General features: G+C 61.0%; 13 protein-coding genes. 10 read left to right on the plus strand and 3 right to left on the minus strand.

Features of this window, described 5'->3' with window-relative positions; genetic code table 11:
* The first annotated feature begins 14 nt into the window (after window positions 1–14).
* The 3 genes from BI292_RS04860 (at window position 15) to BI292_RS04870 (ending at window position 4028) form a co-directional block, all read left to right on the plus strand.
* Window positions 15–461 (plus strand): Hsp20 family protein, encoded by a 447-nt coding sequence (locus tag BI292_RS04860; protein WP_101207167.1) that lies wholly within the window; start codon window positions 15–17, stop codon window positions 459–461.
* A gap of 190 nt (window positions 462–651) precedes the next feature.
* Entirely contained in the window at window positions 652–1350 is a 699-nt protein-coding gene (locus tag BI292_RS04865) for a DUF1266 domain-containing protein (protein ID WP_101207168.1), read from the plus strand.
* Window positions 1347–4028, plus strand: a complete 2682-nt coding sequence (locus tag BI292_RS04870) for a DUF805 domain-containing protein (protein WP_101207169.1) — start codon at window positions 1347–1349, stop codon at window positions 4026–4028. The genes BI292_RS04865 and BI292_RS04870 overlap by 4 nt, the downstream gene beginning before the upstream one ends.
* Here the strand turns inward: BI292_RS04870 and BI292_RS04875 are convergent.
* From BI292_RS04875 to BI292_RS04885, 3 genes are all read right to left on the minus strand, one after another.
* Window positions 4025–5716, minus strand: coding sequence for a molecular chaperone HscC (locus BI292_RS04875; RefSeq protein WP_101207170.1), 1692 nt, complete (start codon window positions 5714–5716; stop codon window positions 4025–4027). The two genes, BI292_RS04870 and BI292_RS04875, sit on opposite strands and share 4 nt — an antisense overlap.
* Window positions 5717–5955: 239 nt before the next feature.
* The gene (locus BI292_RS04880; protein WP_092270590.1) at window positions 5956–9234 is read right to left on the minus strand and encodes a PAS domain S-box protein; all 3279 of its coding nucleotides are present in this window, start codon (window positions 9232–9234) and stop codon (window positions 5956–5958) included.
* 70 nt (window positions 9235–9304) lie between these two features.
* Window positions 9305–10195 carry a LysR family transcriptional regulator gene (locus tag BI292_RS04885; protein ID WP_101207171.1) on the minus strand — a complete coding sequence of 297 codons (891 nt, stop codon included), beginning with the start codon at window positions 10193–10195 and terminating at the stop codon, window positions 9305–9307.
* Between the two features lie 154 nt (window positions 10196–10349).
* Here BI292_RS04885 and leuC point away from each other — a divergent pair, with 154 nt between their 5' ends.
* From leuC to BI292_RS04920, 7 genes are all read left to right on the plus strand, one after another.
* Window positions 10350–11768 (plus strand): 3-isopropylmalate dehydratase large subunit, encoded by a 1419-nt coding sequence (gene leuC / locus BI292_RS04890; RefSeq protein ID WP_092270585.1) that lies wholly within the window; start codon window positions 10350–10352, stop codon window positions 11766–11768.
* 10 nt (window positions 11769–11778) lie between these two features.
* Window positions 11779–12423 (plus strand): 3-isopropylmalate dehydratase small subunit, encoded by a 645-nt coding sequence (leuD, locus tag BI292_RS04895; RefSeq protein WP_101207172.1) that lies wholly within the window; start codon window positions 11779–11781, stop codon window positions 12421–12423.
* A 139-nt stretch (window positions 12424–12562) separates the two neighbouring features.
* Window positions 12563–13330 (plus strand): class I SAM-dependent methyltransferase, encoded by a 768-nt coding sequence (locus BI292_RS04900; protein WP_101207173.1) that lies wholly within the window; start codon window positions 12563–12565, stop codon window positions 13328–13330.
* Window positions 13331–13409: 79 nt separating this feature from the next.
* Entirely contained in the window at window positions 13410–14492 is a 1083-nt protein-coding gene (gene leuB / locus BI292_RS04905) for a 3-isopropylmalate dehydrogenase (RefSeq protein WP_101207174.1), read from the plus strand.
* A 69-nt stretch (window positions 14493–14561) separates the two neighbouring features.
* Complete coding sequence (gene asd, locus BI292_RS04910) at window positions 14562–15674, plus strand: aspartate-semialdehyde dehydrogenase (RefSeq protein ID WP_092270573.1); 1113 nt, start codon at window positions 14562–14564, stop codon at window positions 15672–15674.
* 260 nt (window positions 15675–15934) lie between these two features.
* On the plus strand, window positions 15935–16945 hold the full coding sequence (locus BI292_RS04915) for an aspartate-semialdehyde dehydrogenase (protein ID WP_101207175.1): 1011 nt from the start codon (window positions 15935–15937) through the stop codon (window positions 16943–16945).
* 171 nt (window positions 16946–17116) lie between these two features.
* Window positions 17117–18381 (plus strand): FimV family protein (locus tag BI292_RS04920; RefSeq protein ID WP_305887385.1); only part of this gene is annotated, 1265 nt, incomplete at its 3' end.

Below are 18381 nucleotides of genomic sequence, written 5' to 3' on the forward strand. Positions count from 1 at the left end.
AGGAGATTTGAACCATGAGTACTGCATTTTCCCTCGCACCACTGTTCCGTTCCTCGGTTGGCTTCGACCGTTTTAATGACCTGTTCGAAACCGCCCTGCGCAACGAGCCTGGCAGCAGCTACCCACCGTACAACGTCGAAAAGCACGGTGATTACCAATACCGCATCGTCGTTGCGGCGGCCGGTTTCCAGGAAGAAGACCTGGACCTGCAAGTCGAGAAAGGTGTGCTGACCATCAGTGGTGGCAAACGCGACGCCAATGACAGCGTGACGTACCTGCACCAGGGCATCGCCCAGCGGGCATTCAAACTGTCGTTCCGGTTGGCCGATCACATCGAGATCAAAGCCGCCGACCTCAGCAACGGTCTGCTGAGCATTGACCTGCTGCGCATTGTTCCGGAAGAGGCGAAAGCCAAACGCATCCCGATCAACGGGACGCAAAAGCCAGCGTTGCAGCACTGAGTCATTCGAAGACACACATTCGTCTGAACAGGCTATAACCCGCTGAATGAAGGCCCCGACTTGTCGGGGCCTTTTTGTATCCGGGCGAAAAAACGGCCTCGCAGGCTTTGCCGCCTGGTGACGGTTTCTCTACAATCCGCGACAGTTTTGCCGACTCCCATCCTGCCTGGTCGGCCCGGAGCTTTTTTTCATGGAAGAGATACAGCAGCGTTGGCTGTGCGGTCTTTCCGCGCCAATGGTGGCCCTCAATCCTCGTGCCGAATACGACGAGCCCGCTTTCTATTCCGATCCGGAATTTATCGACCTGCAATGCAGCTGGGGCATCAATGACCGGTCGCAGTTGTTGGGCATGCTCGAAAGAATGACCGATAACGGTCACGCCACCCACCTCAAACAGGCGTATCGCTCATGGCAACGCTGTTTGCCCGGCGAGTGGCGGGCATTGCTCGAGACCCTGGAACCCCGTGAGCGCATCTTGCATGAGTTTGCCAGCCGTACCTTCGAGGGCTGCGGTTCGGGCGGTATCCTGGCGTGGGATCTGGGGCGCATGGGGTTTCTGTTGCGGTGTGGCGTGCGCAACGAGTGGATAGATCTTCGCGAAAGTTTCTGGCTGCATTGGCGCCTGGCCGTCAGGGCGCAATATCACTACGACGACTGGTTTTCCTATTTCAACGGATTTCTCACCGGCCGCGCATTCTGGGGCTGCCAGAACAGCAGCGACGAAACGCTTGCTTACGAACTGGACCAGCAAGGGGAGTGTTCGAGCAGTCTGCGCATCGCTCGCGGGCTGAGCCGTAACCTACCGACATTCCTGGCCGGCTTGCCTTGGCACCTTAAGCTTGATCCGCCGCAACGCCCGGCATCCTTAGGGGAGTTCGACTGGTCATGAGTTGCTGGATACGTCTGGGCATAGAGCCCACCAAAGACCAGGCACTGATTCGTGATGCCTACCGCGCGCGCCTGCCGCAGCATCATCCGGAAAGTGATCCCGAAGGCTTCCAGGCACTGCGTGAAGCCTATGAAAGCGCCAACCGTTTCGCCCGGCAGGAAGAGGACGAAGTCGACGAAGAGGATGCAGGCGTCCCGGAGATGCCGCAGACCCTGGTGGATTTCTACGCGCTGCTCGAAGACCCGGCGCGGCGTTTCAATCCGCAGGCCTGGCAAGTCTTTGTCAAAGCGCTGGACCAATTACCGCTGGACGCCCTCGATGACCTCAGTTGGGGGCTGTTCCACCCATTGGCCAACGCTGGTCCATTGTCGTACCGCTGCGCGAATCTGCTGGCGCAACGGCTGGCCTGGGAACAGCAGTTGCTGGACCTGGAGTTCGACCAAGCGAAAGAAGTCGAAGCGTTCCTGCAACGCATCAAGGGGCCCGACCCGTTCGACACCACGCTGATGGGCGATTGGCCCGGGCCTGCGCAGATGGAAACCCTCTGGTATGCCCGCAGCCTCGACTACATCTTCCACCATCGTCCTCTGCATGAGTTCGAAGACTTCGCCAGCCACCACACCTGTTTGCCGCTGCCGGCGGACGACGCATTTATCCAGCGTCTGCTGGTGCAGTTCACTCAGGCGGGTATGGGTGGTCCGGGGTTGCGGCAAGTGTGTGTCGAACAACAGGCGCAAGCCCCCGACGATGTCGACTTGCTGTATTTGCTGGCGTGCCAAAACAGCTTGCTGGGCCTGGAGGATCAGGCGTTGCCTTGCTGGATCCGGCTGTGGCAGGAACATCGCCATCCGAAGGCCGAAAGCCGTTTACTGGAGCTGTGCGCCAGGCGTCAGCCGGACTTCTTGGCGCTGCTGATCCAGGCATTTGACCGTCAGGAAAATTTCCGCGATTGGTCCGCCGACCTCGCCGATGTCAGCCAAACCTATGGCAGCCCTGCACAACGTCCCGAGACGCTGGTGCGCTGGCTTGGGGCCGGGCAACTCGACCTGCAAGGCCTGGCGGCTGCGTTTGTCGATTGGCGGATGACCGGGGATGAACTGCCGCTGCTGGCCTTGCTGCTTGGGCAATCTACGGATTCTCGTTTGCAGCAGCTGTACCGGCATGCCTGGGCCTTGCACCGTGGCGATGTCGGATTGCTGCAACACATACTTGACGAGCCGCAGCCGGTCGATGCCCTCGAAGGCCTGGTGCTGAGCGGGTTCAAGTATCAGGCTGCGCAGCAACTCCGCTGGCTGAATCAGGCGCCGATCCCCCTGGCGCTGAAGGCTTTCCTCAGCAGTCGTTCGGTGCAGCCGCAACTTGCCGAGGAGCTGAAAAAGGACGAACCACACACCATTTGCCGTCTCTGGTTGCGCAGGCTGCGGCCTTACGATCAGGCCGCGCTGGTGCGGATCGATCAGGCGTTTGACCTGCAAGACGCGCAAGCGGACGTGGACTTGCGCGGTCTGAGCCTGTTGGTCCAGTTGGAACAGCGCGGTGTGCTGTTGCCAGCCATGGACCAAGGCGCGACGCCGTGGCAATGGCACGCTCAAACGATGTTCCTGCTGGCATTGCTCGATCAGCCGGAACGTTGGCTATCCTTGATCGATTCGCCCTGCCTGGATCGGCTGGAGGTCAACCCGGCTCATCCGCTGAGTCGGCTTCAACCCTTGCTCCAGCGTTTGCAGCGCGAGCAAGGGAGTTGCGCCGGTTTACTGGGCTGGCTGCAAGCCAGCGATCCGGTGCATGGCTTGCTCGTGCAAAAGCTGTTCAATGTGCAGCAGGCCCTCGACAGCGCGGCGCTGCCGGGCAATGCGCAACTCTATACCTGCATTGAAAGCGATCCCGACGCCTGCGGCGAAGATGTGTTGGGGCTGATGCTGCTTTGGGGTGTGCTGTATCACGATCCGACCCTGAATGCCGAACAGCACCGCGCGCTGTTGCAATCCATCGCCGCCGTCAGTTGCGAAGATGACTGGTTTGAAGGGTTTCGCAATGGCTTGATCAAAGGCGATCCGGTGTGGCCGCCCGAGAAAGTGTTGAAGGATTTCGGTGTCGAGAAACTGGTGGTCTATTCACTCCTCGATACGCTGAAAAGCCTGCTCCGTCATGGCGCGGCCGGGGTGCCGCGGAACAAGGCGCTGAGCATCTTGCAGTACGGCAAAGATAATACCGAGAACAGCGTGGGCCTGCGTCTGGCGCTAACGGCGCTGTTGTCGTGGAACGAACGCCTGCTGCTGGCCAACGGCAACAAACGTCCTGTGCCGGCCATGGCGCTCTGGCGCTTGGGTTCCCGACTTGGGCGCAAGGCGTTTATCGGGCAAGTGCTGGGGTGTGTGCTACTCACCCCGTATCTGGCGTTGATGAGCGGTACTGCGCTCTCGGGCATTGGTGTGCTGTTACTGGGCACCTTGTTGTTGCTCGGCGCGATCCTGCGCCGACTGCATGACATGGGCCGTGGGATTCCCACGTTGCTGATTTTTGGCTGCCTGTCGCTGGTGCTGCCGTTCATGCCTTTGCTGTTGTTCGGCTTTCCCGGCGACAAACTGCCCAACCGTTACGGCGTGCCGCCGGACAGCGGCGGTGAAGACACCTTGTCCGGCGGTTTGCAAACGGCCTTGCGGCGGCTTAACGGCTAAAAGCGCAGTTCATCCAGGGCTTTATTGAGCTGTGACCGATGGCTGGCAATCTCCACCGATTGCTGGCCACCGAGCACGGCGGTAAAGGTATCCAGCCAATCGGCAATCTGCTCGCGCTCATCACCCAGGCTTTGTGTCCAGGCCCGTTCCAGGCGCGCCAGCAAGGTGCGATTGGGCAGGGTGTCGCGGGGGTGAATCTTCAGGGCGCTGAGCCGTTCATGGCTGTTTTGCCGCGATTGCGGGTCGAGCCCGGTGGGGCTGCGATCGATGCTGTGGCTGTGGCGTTCGCCGCTGGCCAGCAGGGTGACGTCGACTTCGAGCAAACCGTTGATGTCGTAGCTGAAGCGCACATCCAGCGCCTGGGTCTGCTCGCTGGGTGTCAGCGCGACGTCGAAGGCATCAATGTAAATGTTGTCGCGCACCCATGGCCGCTCGCCTTGATAGACCTCAATGCGGATCAACGTTTGCTGGGGATGACTGGTGAAAAAGCGCTTCACTCTGGACGTCGGGATCACCGTATTGCGCTCGATGATCGGCGCGAAAGCGCCGCTGACGTCTTCACCGCGATTGGTCGAGATGCCCAGGGTGTAGGGGCAGACGTCGGTCAGGATCAGTTCTTCGATGGCGCTGTCCCGGGCCTTGCAGGCCGCTTGGGTGGCGGCGCCCAGCGCGACAATCGTGTCCGGATCGAGGTGGCGATAGGGCAGGCGCCCGAACAGCGTCGCGACCATTTGCTGCACGGCTGGCATTCGCGTGGCGCCGCCGACCATCACCAGGCTGTCGAGGTCCCGGGGCTTGAGTCGCGCATCGCGCAGGGCTTGCTCGATGGGGGCGCGCAACCGCCCAAGCAACGGTTCCCAGATTTTCAACGCCCCGGCTTCATCCAGCGACCATTCCCGCAACGCGCCGGCCCCGTTCCAGCTCAGGTGCTGGGTGCCTTCACTGAGTTTGCATTTGAGTTGTTCCAGGGCATCGCCGAGGCTGGCCAAGCCCTGGCCATCGATCATCTGCGAAGTGAGTTGCCAGTCTTTCAGGCAGGCTTGCAGCAGCGCGGCGGTGAAGTCTTCGCCCCCGAGGAAGTTGTCGCCGGTGGAGGCATGCACTTCGATCAGCGGCAGGGCGTATTCCAGCACCGTGACGTCAAACGTGCCGCCGCCCAGGTCGAAAATCAGCGTGCGCTCGAACTTCTGCTCATGCAGCCCGTACGCCATGGCGGCGGCTGTCGGCTCGTTGATCAGCCGCGACACGCTCAGGCCAGCCAGCTCGGCGGCAAACAGTGTGCGTTTGCGTTGTTCGTCACTGAAATAGGCCGGAACCGAAATCACCGCCTCGTGCACCGGGTAGCCGAGAAAGGCTTCGGCGTCCTGTTTGAGCGAACCGATCACCAGCGCCGAAAGTTCTTCCGGGCTGAACTGGCGTCCACCCAGTTCAAATTGCTTGTCGCTGCCCATAAAGCGCTTGAATGCCGCCACCGTGCGTTGCGGGTGAGTGGTCAAGCGCGCGCGGGCGGCCTTGCCCACCAGAATGCTGTCGTCTTCATCGAGGCTGACCACGGACGGCGTGAGGACGTCGCCGAGGGCGTTGGCAATCAACTGTGCCCGACCGTCCTGCCAGACGGCGATCAGGCTATTGGTGGTCCCAAGGTCGATACCCAGCAAGGCCGGGCGGGGGAGGGTTGCATCCTGCATGGTTGATCTCTTTGAGGCGACGCAAAAAAAGCGACCCTACAGGCTGAGAGAAAAACTGGCAATTACCGTAAACCTGTAGCAGCTGCCGAGCCCCAGCGAGGCTGCGTTCGGCGGCGAAGCCGTCGTAAACCCAGCGCACGCGGTTTGCCTGATCCACCGCGTCGTCTGATTTCACGACGACTTCGTCGCCGAACGCAGCCTCGCTGGGGCTCGACAGCTGCTACGGAGGGGGCGGTGATTTATTTGAGCAATGTCTGGAAGTCCTCCAACGGCAACGGCCGGCTGTGCAAATAGCCCTGATAAAAATGGCAGCCCAGGCCCTGCAAAAACTCCAATTGCTCCGGCGTCTCAACCCCTTCAGCAATCACTTTCAGCGCCAGACTGCGCGCCATGGCGACGATGGCGCGGATGATTTCGGCGTCGTTGGGGTCGGTGGTGGCGTCGCGGATGAATGACTGGTCGATTTTCAGCGTGTCCACCGGCAGGCGCTTGAGGTAGGTCAGCGAGGAATAACCGGTGCCGAAATCGTCCATCGCGAAACTGACGCCGAGTTTTTTCAGTCGACGCATTTTGCCGATGGTGTCTTCGAGGTTCTGGATGACGATGCCTTCGGTGATTTCCAGTTTCAGCAGCGAACAAGGCAAACCGTGGTGGCTGAGGCTGCGTTCGATGCGTTCGACGAAGTCGTTCTGGCGAAACTGCCGTGGGCTGATGTTGACGCAGAGGCTGAACATCAGCGGGTCGATCAAGCCCTTGGCGATCAGCTGTTTGAAGGCATCGCAGGCTTCATCGAGGATCCACGTGCCGACCTCCAGAATCAGCCCGCTGTCCTCCAGCACCTTGATGAACTCGGTCGGCGATTGCGCGCCGAGCTCCGGGTGGTGCCAGCGCACCAAGGCTTCGGCGCCAACAATGCTGTTGTTGCGGGCATCGATTTGCGGCTGGTAATGCACGCTGAATTCATTGCGCGAGAGCGCCAGACGCAAGTCGGTTTCCATGCGCAAGCGCTCGCTGGCGGCCTTTTGCATGGTGTTGTGGTACATCTGCGTGGTGTTGCGCCCGGAATCCTTGGCCCGATAAAGGGCAATGTCGGCGCGCTTGAGCAGGTCGGTCGGGGTCGAGCCGTGATCAGGAATCAACGCGATGCCGATGCTCGGCGTGACTTGCAGGCGCTGGCCGTCGAGGAACATCGGTTCCGAAAGCAATTCACGCAAGGTGTCGGCCAATTCCCGCACCTGTTCGCTGACCTCGCCGCGCGAACCTTCCAGGCCGCTGAGCAACACCACGAACTCGTCGCCACCGAGCCGCGCCACGGTGTCTTCCATGCGTACGCTGGCTTCGAGACGCGCGGTAATGATCTTCAGCACCGTGTCGCCGACCGGGTGGCCGAGCGAGTCATTGATGTGCTTGAAGTGGTCGAGGTCGAGAAACATCAGGGCGCCGCGCAAGTTGTGGCGCTTGAGCAGGGCGATCTGCTGGCTCAGACGATCCATCAGCAGCGCGCGGTTCGGCAGGTTGGTCAGCGGGTCGTGGTAGGCCAAGTGGCGAATCTGCGCCTCGGCGTTTTTCAACAGGCTGACATCGCGCGCGGTCAGCAGCAGGCAGGCGGTTTCGTTGAGGGTGATTGGCTCGACCGAGACCTCGACGGTGAGCAAATCCCCGCGTTTGTTGCGCCCGAGCATTTCCTGGTGATGCACGCGGCCCTTGATCTGCAGTTCGGCGAGCAGTGCCGAGCGCTGTTTCTCTTCGGCCCAGATGCCCACCTGATACACGGTTTTGCCGACCACTTCGTCGGCGCGGAAACCGGTCAGGCGACAGAAACCATCGTTGACCTCCAGATAACGCCCGGTGTCGCGTTCGGTGATGGTGATGGCGTCGGGACTTGAGTGAAACGCCTTGGCGAATTTCTCCTCGCTGGCCTTCAGCGCAGCTTCCGAGCGCTGCTGCTGGGTGATGTCGCGCAGGGTGGTGACGATGCACGGTTGGTCGCCGACGCTGATCTGGCGGCTGGAAATCACGCACGTCAGGGATTGGCCGTTCTTGTGCTGGACGATGATCGCGACGTTGCTCAAGCCTTGTTCGCGGATCACCTGTTCAATGCGTTGCAGGCTTTTCGCCGAGGCGTCCCACAAGCCGATCTGGTCGGCGCTGCGGCCAATCACGTCGGCGGCGCTCCAGCCGAAAATCTGGGTGAAACTGGAATTGATCTCGATGAACTGGCCGCTATCCTGGCGAGTGACGCAGATCGGGTCAGGGCTGACCTGAAACAGCGTGGCGAATTTCTCTTCGGAGGCGACCAGACGCTGCTCGCGCTCGACCTGATCGGTGATGTCGAGCAACGTCCCGGCCATGCGCAGCGGCAGGCCGTTGTCGTCGCGGTAGAGGCGGGCGCGGCTTTCGAGGTAACGCGAACTGCCGTCGGGCAATTGCACGCGGTAGGTCAGTTGGTAATTGCCCGCCGGGCCTTCGCGCAGGCTGCGGTAGGCGTTGCGCATGCTGTCGCGTTCTTCGCCGGGCACGCCTTCGAAGAACTCGTCGAACGCTTCATGGAATGGTTTGGGTTCCAGGCCATGCAACTGTGCGGCGCGCGCCGAGCCGTAAAGCATGCCGCTGGGAATGTGCCAGTCCCAGGTGCCGAGTTGCGCTGAATCGAGCGCCAGATCCAGCCGTTCCTGGCTGTCCTTGAGCGCGTGTTCGGCGGCTTTGCGCTCGGTGGTGTCGAGGAATGTGCTCAATAAATATGGCTGGCCTTCGAGCTCGACCTTCTGCGCGCTGAGAATGCCGTCATGGACCTGGCCGTTGCTCGCACGAAACTGCACCTCCATGCTGATCAATTCGCCCTTGGCTTTGGTTGCCTTGACCAGCACCGCGCGTTGTTCGGGATGAACCCACAGGCCCAGTTCCAGCGTGGTCCGGCCAATCGCGCTTTGCACCGGCCAGCCGAACAGGCTTTCGAAATATTGATTGGCTTCGCTGATCAAGCCGTCTTCCTGGCGGGTCAGCAGCACCATGTTCGGGCACAGGTGAAACAGCGTGGCGAAACGTTTCTCCGAGCTGCTCAGCGCTTGTTCGCGCTGGCGCTGGTGGGTGATTTCGCGGATGACGCCGATCATCCGTGGCCGGCCGTTCTTGTCCGGCAACAGGCTGCCGTTGATTTCCAGCCAATGCAGGCTGCCGTCGGGCCAGCGAATGCGGTGATGCATTGCCTGCGCCAGTGGTGCCCCGGCGATCACCTGATGAAACGCGCGAATGGTTTTCGCGCGGTCCTCGGGCGGCAGCAGGTCGAGGTATTCGAGGTCTTTGGGCAGCGGCTGACGCGGATCGAAACCGAACAATGCCTGCGTGCCCCGCGACCAACTGATCTGGCCAAGTTCTATGTCCCAGTACCACGCCCCGAGACGCGCGCCGTTGAGTGCGGCGAGCAATTGCGGCGCACTTTCCCAGCTCTGCTCTGACCGCTGCGGGTCAATCGCCTGAATACGCGGCATCGGCGGAGTACGGTCAACAGATTTGGGCATTGGCTACAGGCCTTTGGCTGAATGGGGGCGTTAGGCACAGGGGTTTGCAGCTCTATAGATGTAGCACAACTCAGCCGTGGCTCCCTGGCAGATCAATTTGTGCATCCAGCAAGGCCATAAAGGCGCGTGCCGCATTCGATAGCGTCCTTTCCGTGTGCAAGATATAGCCTAGCTGGCGAGTGAGCTGTATGCCCGGCAAAGGTATGCGCGCCACTTGTTCATCGAGCATGGTGCGCGGCAAAACGCTCCAGGCCAGGCCGATCGAGACCATCATCTTGATCGTTTCCAGATAATTCGTGCTCATCGCGATGTTCGGCGTCAGGCCCTGAGCCTCGAACAGGCGCTGGACGATGTGATGGGTAAAAGTGTTGCCGCCGGGGAAGACTGCCGGGTGCAGGGCAATGTCGGCGAGGCTGATCGGGCCGTTGCTGATCAGCGAGTGTTCGGGCGCCACCACGAAATCCAGCGGGTCGTCCCACACTGGCGTGGCTTTGACCAGCGTGTGTGGCTCCGGCGCCAGGGTGATCACCGCCAGTTCGGCGCGGCCATGCAGGATTTCCTCGTAGGCCACCTCCGAATCGAGGAACTGAATATCCAGCGCGACTTGTGGGTAACGGCGGGTGAATTCCCGCAACAGCGGCGGCAAACGGTGCAGGCCGATGTGATGACTGGTGGCCAGCGTCAGACGGCCGGTCACTTCGCCGGTCAGGTTGGTCAGCGCGCGACGGGTGTCGTCCAGCACATTGAGAATCTGATAAGCGCGCGGCAGCAGCGCGCGTCCGGCCTCGGTCAGGCCGACTTCACGGCCCAGGCGGTCAAACAGCCGCACCTTCAATTGCTGCTCCAGCCCGGCGATGCGTTTGCTGATTGCCGGTTGTGTCAGGTGCAAACGTTCGCCGGCGCCGGAGAAACTTCCGGTCTCGGCAATCGCGATAAAAGCGTTGAGGTTGGCCAGGTCCATTGTGGTATTCCAGTTGGTTATCCAAAGCATGAAAAATATGAATTTGAGTTATTTAATGTAACCCCCTAGGATCAGCCTCACAAGCCAAGGGGTTATTGAACCGCTGCACGACCCAAGGCATAGAAAATAGAAACAAGCTGATGAGGACCGTCTGATGGCCGGCAAAACGCTTTACGACAAGCTCTGGGATTCGCATGAAGTGAAACGGCGCGACGATGGTTCGTCGCTGATCTACATCGACCGCCACATCATCCATGAAGTGACTTCGCCCCAAGCTTTCGAAGGCCTGCGTCTGGCCGGGCGCAAGCCTTGGCGCGTCGATTCGATCATCGCCACCCCGGACCACAACGTGCCGACCACCCCGGATCGCAAGGGCGGCATCGAAGCGATCACCGATCAGGTCTCGCGTTTGCAGGTGCAAACCCTTGATGACTATTGCGACGAATACGGCATTACCGAATTCAAGATGAACGACGTGCGTCAGGGCATCGTTCACGTGATCGGCCCGGAGCAGGGCGCAACGTTGCCGGGCATGACCGTGGTTTGCGGCGACTCGCACACCTCGACCCACGGCGCATTCGGTGCCTTGGCCCACGGCATCGGCACGTCCGAGGTCGAGCACGTGTTCGCCACGCAGTGCCTGGTCGCGAAGAAAATGAAAAACATGCTGGTCTCGGTCGAAGGCACCTTGCCTTTCGGCGTCACCGCCAAGGACATCGTCCTCGCGGTGATCGGCAAGATCGGCACCGCCGGCGGTAACGGCCACGCCATCGAGTTCGCCGGCAGTGCGATTCGCGACTTGTCGATCGAAGGCCGCATGACCATTTGCAACATGTCGATCGAGGCGGGCGCCCGTGTTGGTCTGGTTGCCGCCGACGAAAAAACCGTCGAGTACGTCAAGGGTCGTCCATTCGCCCCGAAAGGCGCGGAATGGGACATGGCGGTCGAAGCCTGGAAAGACCTGGTGTCCGACGCGGACGCGGTGTTCGACACCGTAGTCAAGCTCGACGCGGCGCAGATCAAGCCGCAAGTCAGCTGGGGCACCTCGCCCGAGATGGTCCTGGCCGTGGATCAGAACGTGCCGGACCCGGCGAAGGAAATGGACCTGGTCAAACGCGGTTCCATCGAGCGCGCCTTGAAATACATGGGTTTGAGCGCCAATCAGGCGATCACCGACATTCAGCTTGACCGCGTGTTTATCGGCTCCTGCACCAACTCGCGGATCGAAGATTTGCGCGCTGCGGCGGTGATTGCCAAAGGTCGCAAAGTCGCTTCGACGATCAAGCAAGCCATCGTCGTTCCGGGCTCGGGCCTGGTGAAGGCGCAAGCCGAGGCGGAAGGCCTGGACAAGATTTTCCTCGAAGCCGGTTTCGAGTGGCGTGAACCGGGTTGCTCGATGTGCCTGGCGATGAACCCGGACCGTTTGGAGTCGGGCGAGCATTGCGCTTCGACCTCCAACCGTAACTTCGAAGGGCGTCAGGGCGCCGGTGGCCGTACCCACCTGGTCAGCCCGGCGATGGCCGCTGCGGCTGCCGTCAACGGTCGTTTCATCGATGTTCGCGAACTGATCTGAGGAACCGCACATGAGAGCTTTTACCCAACACACCGGTTTGGTCGCGCCATTGGATCGAGCCAACGTCGACACTGACCAGATCATTCCGAAGCAGTTTCTGAAGTCGATCAAACGCACCGGCTTCGGCCCGAACCTGTTCGACGAGTGGCGTTATCTGGACGTCGGGTATGCCTATCAGGACAACTCCAAGCGTCCGTTGAACAAGGATTTCGTGCTCAACGCCGAGCGTTATCAAGGCGCCAGCGTGTTGCTGGCCCGCGAGAACTTCGGTTGCGGTTCCAGCCGTGAGCACGCGCCGTGGGCGCTGGAAGAATACGGTTTCCGCAGCATCATCGCGCCGAGCTACGCCGACATCTTCTACAACAACAGCTTCAAGAACGGCTTGCTGCCGATCATCCTCACCGACGCTGAAGTGGATGAGTTGTTTCAGCAGGTTGAAGCGAATCCGGGTTACCAGTTGACCGTCGATCTGGAGGCGCAAACCGTGACCCGCCCGGATGGCAAGACTTACAGCTTTGAACTGGACGAGTTCCGCAAGCATTGTCTGGTTAACGGTCTGGACGATATTGGCCTGACATTGATGGACCATGAAGCGATTGCGACGTTTGAAAGCAAGCACCGGGCGAGCCAGCCGTGGTTGTTTCGCGACGTTTGATTTTGTGTAAGGCGTGATGACGCCTTCGCGGGCAAGCCTCGCTCCTACGGTTGAAATGCATTCCCCCTGTAGGAGCGAGGCTTGCCCGCGAAGAGGCCCGCCAAGACACCAAAAGGCTAAACCCCAAAAAGGATGTCCCATGACCAGCACCGCCCAGCACTCCCAAGTCGTGCAAAAACAATTCGGTGAGCAGGCCTCGGCCTACTTGAGCAGCGCGGTCCACGCGCAAGGCACCGAATTTGCCCTGCTACAGGCCGAACTGGCCGGGCGCGGCGATGCGCGGGTGCTGGACCTGGGTTGCGGCGCCGGTCACGTGAGTTTTCACGTGGCGTCGCTGGTCAAGGAAGTGGTCGCCTACGATCTGTCCCAGCAAATGCTCGACGTGGTTGCTGCAGCGGCGAGCGAGCGCGGTTTCGGCAACGTCACCACGGTCAATGGCGCCGCCGAGCGCCTGCCGTTTGCCGATGGCGAGTTCGACTTCGTGTTCAGCCGTTATTCGGCGCACCATTGGAGCGACCTCGGCCTGGCCCTGCGCGAAGTGCGCCGGGTGCTGAAGCCGGGCGGCGTGGCGGCATTCGTCGATGTGTTGTCGCCGGGCAGCCCGTTGTTCGACACCTACCTGCAAAGCGTCGAAGTGCTGCGCGACACCAGTCACGTGCGCGATTACGATGCCGGTGAGTGGATGCGCCAGGTCAGCGAGGCGGGGTTGCATGTGCGCAACTCCAGCCGTCAGCGCCTGCGCCTGGAATACCGCAGTTGGGTCGAGCGTATGCGCACTCCCGAAGTGATGCGCGCCGCGATCCTCGAATTGCAGAAATCGATGGGCAACGAAGTGCGCGAATATTTTGAAATTGAGGCCGATGGTTCGTTCAGTACAGATGTGCTGGTGCTGTTTGCAGAACGCTAAGCACTGAACGATATCAGCCGCACGATAGAATTTTTCCGGGCGTGCCCACGGGCGCGCCGACTGATGACATGAGGAAAGCATGAGCAAGCAGATTCTGATTCTCCCAGGTGACGGTATTGGCCCGGAAATCATGGCCGAAGCGGTCAAGGTGTTGGAGCTGGCCAACGACAAGTACAGCTTGGGCTTTGAATTGAGCCACGACGTCATCGGCGGCGCCGCCATCGACAAACACGGCGTGCCACTGGCCGAGGAAACCCTCGATCGCGCGCGCGCTGCCGATGCAGTGTTGCTCGGCGCCGTCGGCGGTCCGAAATGGGACACCATCGAGCGTGATATCCGCCCTGAGCGCGGTCTGCTGAAGATTCGTGCGCAACTGGGCCTGTTCGGCAACCTGCGCCCGGCGATCCTTTATCCGCAACTCGCCGAAGCTTCGAGTCTGAAAGCGGAAATCGTCGCCGGCCTGGACATCCTGATCGTCCGTGAGCTGACCGGCGGCATCTACTTCGGCGCGCCGCGCGGCACCCGAACCCTGGAAAACGGCGAGCGCCAGGCGTACGACACGCTGCCGTACAGCGAAAGCGAAATCCGCCGCATCGCCCGTGTCGGTTTCGACATGGCCATGGTTCGCGGCAAAAAGCTCTGCTCGGTGGACAAGGCCAACGTGCTGGCGTCCAGCCAACTGTGGCGTGAAATCGTCGAGCAAGTGGCCAAGGATTACCCGCAAGTCGAACTCAGCCACATGTACGTCGACAACGCCGCCATGCAACTGGTGCGCGCGCCGAAGCAATTCGACGTGATCGTCACCGACAACCTGTTCGGCGACATTCTGTCGGACCAGGCGTCGATGCTCACCGGTTCGATCGGCATGCTGCCGTCGGCCTCGCTCGACACCAATAACAAGGGCATGTACGAGCCGTGCCACGGTTCGGCGCCGGACATCGCCGGCAAGGGCATTGCCAACCCGTTGGCGACTATCCTGTCGGTGTCGATGATGCTGCGTTACAGCTTCAACCAGCAGGCTGCGGCCGATGCCATCGAACAGGCCGTCAGTCTGGTCCTCGATCAGGGCCTGCGCACCGGCGACATCTGGTCGAGCGGTTGCACCAAAGTTGGTACGCAGGAAATGGGCGACGCAGTAGTCGCCGCGCTGCGGAATCTGTAATCTCTCCGGCCCGCTGCCACTTTCACCCATGAAAGCAGCGGCCCACTTTTTCAAGAAGGTGTAGTTGCGATGAAACGTGTAGGTCTGATCGGTTGGCGCGGTATGGTCGGTTCCGTGCTCATGCAGCGGATGCTGGAAGAGCAGGATTTCGATCTTATCGAGCCGGTGTTTTTCACCACTTCCAATGTCGGTGGCCAAGGCCCTTCCGTGGGCAAGGACATTGCTCCGCTCAAGGACGCTTACAGCATTGAAGAGCTGAAAACCCTCGACGTGATTCTGACTTGCCAGGGCGGCGACTACACCAGCGAAGTGTTCCCCAAACTGCGTGAAGCCGGCTGGCAGGGTTACTGGATCGACGCCGCTTCCAGCCTGCGCATGCAGGATGACGCGGTGATCGTGCTGGACCCGGTCAACCGCAAGGTCATCGACCAGCAGCTCGACGCGGGCACCAAGAACTACATCGGCGGCAACTGCACCGTCAGCCTGATGCTGATGGGCCTGGGCGGCTTGTTCGAGGCCGGTCTGGTCGAGTGGATGAGCGCCATGACGTATCAGGCGGCCTCCGGTGCCGGCGCGCAGAACATGCGTGAACTGATCAAGCAAATGGGCGCGACCCACGCCGCGGTCGCCGATCAACTGGCAGACCCGGCCAGCGCGATCCTCGACATCGACCGCCGTGTCGCCGAGGCCATGCGCAGCGACGCGTACCCGACCGAAAACTTCGGCGTACCGTTGGCCGGCAGCCTGATCCCGTGGATCGACAAGGAACTGCCGAACGGCCAGAGCCGCGAAGAGTGGAAGGCCCAGGCCGAGACCAACAAGATCCTCGGTCGCTTCAAGAGCCCGATCCCGGTCGATGGCATCTGCGTGCGCATCGGCGCCATGCGTTGCCACAGCCAGGCGCTGACCATCAAGCTGAACAAAGACGTGCCGATCGCCGACATCGAAGGGCTGATCAGCCAGCACAACCCTTGGGTCAAACTGGTGCCAAACCACCGTGACGCGAGCATTCAGGAACTGAGCCCGACGAAAGTCACCGGCACTCTGAACGTACCGGTTGGGCGCCTGCGCAAGCTGAACATGGGCACCCAGTACGTCGGCGCGTTCACCGTTGGCGACCAGTTGTTGTGGGGCGCGGCCGAACCGCTGCGCCGCATGCTGCGGATCCTGCTTGAGCGTTGATCGACTGAAGTAATGAAAAACCCGCGCCTTGAAAGAGGTGCGGGTTTTTTTATGGGTGATGTGTCGCTGGGGAGGGCCTCTTCGCGGGCAAGCCTCGCTCCTACGGTTGGTGTTCATATCCCGCGTGCGACAAAAAAACTGTAGGAGCGAGGCTTGCCCGCGAAGAGGTCGGCACGGGCGCCACAAATCCCCAGTCGAATTGCCTGCACGCCAACCACCCGGTAAAGTGCCGCTCCCCCCGTTTCGCCAGAGGTAGACCCATGAGCCAGTCCTTTGATATTGCCGTGATCGGCGCCACCGGAACTGTCGGCGAAACGCTCGTGCAGATTCTCGAAGAACGCGATTTCCCGGTCGGCAACCTGCACTTGCTGGCCAGCAGCGAATCGGCCGGGCATTCGGTGCCATTTCGCGGCAAAAACGTGCGCGTGCGTGAAGTCGACGAGTTCGATTTCAGCAAGGTGCAACTGGTGTTCTTCGCCGCCGGTCCTGCCGTCACCCTGAGTTTCGCCTCGCGCGCCACGGCCGCCGGCTGCTCGGTGATCGACCTGTCCGGCGCCTTGTCCGCCGAACAAGCGCCGCAAGTGGTGCCCGAAGCCAATGCCCACGTGCTCGCCAGTCTGAAAAAACCGTTCATGGTCAGCAGCCCGAGCCCATCGGCAACCACCTTGGCCGTGGTCCTCGCGCCGTTGCTGGCAGTGATCGACTTGCAGCGCGTCAACGTCACCGCCAGCCTCGCCGTGTCCGCCCAGGGCCGCGAAGCCGTGACCGAGCTTGCCCGGCAGACCGCCGAACTGCTCAACGTGCGCCCGCTGGAGCCGACTTTTTTCGATCGGCAAATGGCTTTCAACCTGCTCGCCCAGGTCGGTAAACCTGACGATCAGGGCCATACGCTGCTGGAAAAACGCCTGGTGCGCGAGCTGCGTCAGGTCATTGAGCTACCTTTATTAAAGATTTCCGCCACTTGCATTCAAGCCCCGGTGTTTTTCGGCGATAGCTTTAGCGTGACCCTGCAGTCATCCAGCGCCGTCGATCTGGCAAAAGTGAATGCCGCGCTCGAAGACGCGCCGGGCATCGAACTGGTGGAAGCGGGTGATTATCCGACGCCGGTAGGTGACGCGGTGGGGCAGGATGTGGTCTACGTGGGGCGCGTGCGCTGCGGAGTCGACGACCTGTCGGAACTTAATGTCTGGCTGACGTCAGATAACGTACGCAAAGGCGCGGCCCTCAATGCTGTGCAGGTGGCCGAATTGTTGATAAAAGACCTGCTGTAAAAGATACTTGGCAACAATTTGTCGAATGATTCTAGCCGAGCGCTATGCTTGGCGCAGCAGCACCGAAACGATCGCGCGCGACGACCCTTCGCCGCCGCGCGCAATGCCTTACGGCAGCGACTATCAATACCTTCTCGCTGGCCGAGGAATGTTCAAACAAAGGATGAGGCTATGGTTCAAGTTCGCAAACTGGTGTTAGCAATAGCGGCCGCCTCGGCGCTGTCCTCCGGTATGGCGCATGCCCTCGGGCTCGGGGAGCTGACCCTGAAGTCGCAGCTGAACCAGCCGCTGGTAGCCGAAATCGAGCTGCTCGACGTCAAGGACCTCACCGCTGCCGAAGTGGTGCCGAGCCTGGCCTCGCCGGAAGATTTCGCCAAGGCCGGGGTTGATCGCCAGGCGTTTCTCAACGACCTGACCTTCACCCCAGTGCTCAACGCCAGCGGCAAAAGCATCCTGCGCGTGACGTCGAGCCAGCCGCTCTCTGAACCGATGGTGAAATTCCTGGTTCAGGTGATGTGGCCGAACGGTCGCCTGTTGCGCGATTACAGCGTGCTGCTTGATCCTTCGAAATTCTCCCCACAAACCGCCGAAGCCGCTGCGCAACCTGCGCCGGCTCAAACCGTGATCGCGCCATCCACCGGCGCCACGCAATCGCAGACTTACACCACGACGCCGCGCGACACCCTTTGGGAAATCGCCGCAAAGGCGCGCAACGGCGGTTCGGTCCAGCAAACCATGCTGGCCATCCAGGCGCTGAACCCGCAGGCGTTTATCAACGGCAACATCAACTTGCTGAAAACCGGCCAGGTCCTGCGCATGCCGGATCAGGTGCAGAGCACCAGTCTGCCGCAGCCTAAAGCCATCGCCGAAGTCGCCGCGCAAAACGCCGCGTGGCGCGAAGGTCGCCGCTACGTGGCCAAGCCTGGCACTGGCCAGCAGCAACTTGATGCGACCAATCGTGGTCGCGGCGATGCGCCTTCGACTCAGGAAGCAAAAGACAACCTGAGCCTGGTCTCGGCCGATGCGGCGAAAAAGGGCGCCAAGGGCGCTGCTGGCGACGCGAAGAATCTCAGCAATAAACTCGCGGTCACTCAAGAAAGCCTCGACACGACCCGTCGTGACAACGCCGAACTGAAAAGCCGCATGACCGATCTGCAAAGTCAGCTGGATAAGCTGCAACGCCTGATCGAGCTGAAAAACAATCAACTGGCCAAGCTGCAGGCTGATGGTGCGGCGGGTGGAGTAGGTGCTGCAGGTGCGGCAGGTGCGCCGGTTGATCCGGCGATCCCGGTCACGCCGGAAGTGGCGACTGCTCCGGCGATTTCCGCTGAGCTGACGCCAGCGCCAGGCACTGCACCTGCTGACGCCTCGACGGCTGAAACGCTGCCGACTGAAGCGGCACCGGGAACGCCGGCGCCGGTAGTGACCGCGCCTGA

The organism is Pseudomonas sp. 43NM1 (assembly GCF_002836905.1).
GTDB lineage: Bacteria > Pseudomonadota > Gammaproteobacteria > Pseudomonadales > Pseudomonadaceae > Aquipseudomonas > Aquipseudomonas prosekii.

Bases quoted from the DNA above. Each gene is read 5' to 3' on its own strand.
- BI292_RS04860 (WP_101207167.1), top strand. From the start codon at position 15: ATGAGTACTGCATTTTCCCTCGCACCACTGTTCCGTTCCTCGGTTGGC.
- BI292_RS04865 (WP_101207168.1), top strand. From the start codon at position 652: ATGGAAGAGATACAGCAGCGTTGGCTGTGCGGTCTTTCCGCGCCAATG.
- BI292_RS04870 (WP_101207169.1), top strand. From the start codon at position 1,347: ATGAGTTGCTGGATACGTCTGGGCATAGAGCCCACCAAAGACCAGGCA.
- BI292_RS04875 (WP_101207170.1), bottom strand. From the start codon at position 5,716: ATGCAGGATGCAACCCTCCCCCGCCCGGCCTTGCTGGGTATCGACCTT.
- BI292_RS04880 (WP_092270590.1), bottom strand. From the start codon at position 9,234: ATGCCCAAATCTGTTGACCGTACTCCGCCGATGCCGCGTATTCAGGCG.
- BI292_RS04885 (WP_101207171.1), bottom strand. From the start codon at position 10,195: ATGGACCTGGCCAACCTCAACGCTTTTATCGCGATTGCCGAGACCGGA.
- leuC (WP_092270585.1), top strand. From the start codon at position 10,350: ATGGCCGGCAAAACGCTTTACGACAAGCTCTGGGATTCGCATGAAGTG.
- leuD (WP_101207172.1), top strand. From the start codon at position 11,779: ATGAGAGCTTTTACCCAACACACCGGTTTGGTCGCGCCATTGGATCGA.
- BI292_RS04900 (WP_101207173.1), top strand. From the start codon at position 12,563: ATGACCAGCACCGCCCAGCACTCCCAAGTCGTGCAAAAACAATTCGGT.
- leuB (WP_101207174.1), top strand. From the start codon at position 13,410: ATGAGCAAGCAGATTCTGATTCTCCCAGGTGACGGTATTGGCCCGGAA.
- asd (WP_092270573.1), top strand. From the start codon at position 14,562: ATGAAACGTGTAGGTCTGATCGGTTGGCGCGGTATGGTCGGTTCCGTG.
- BI292_RS04915 (WP_101207175.1), top strand. From the start codon at position 15,935: ATGAGCCAGTCCTTTGATATTGCCGTGATCGGCGCCACCGGAACTGTC.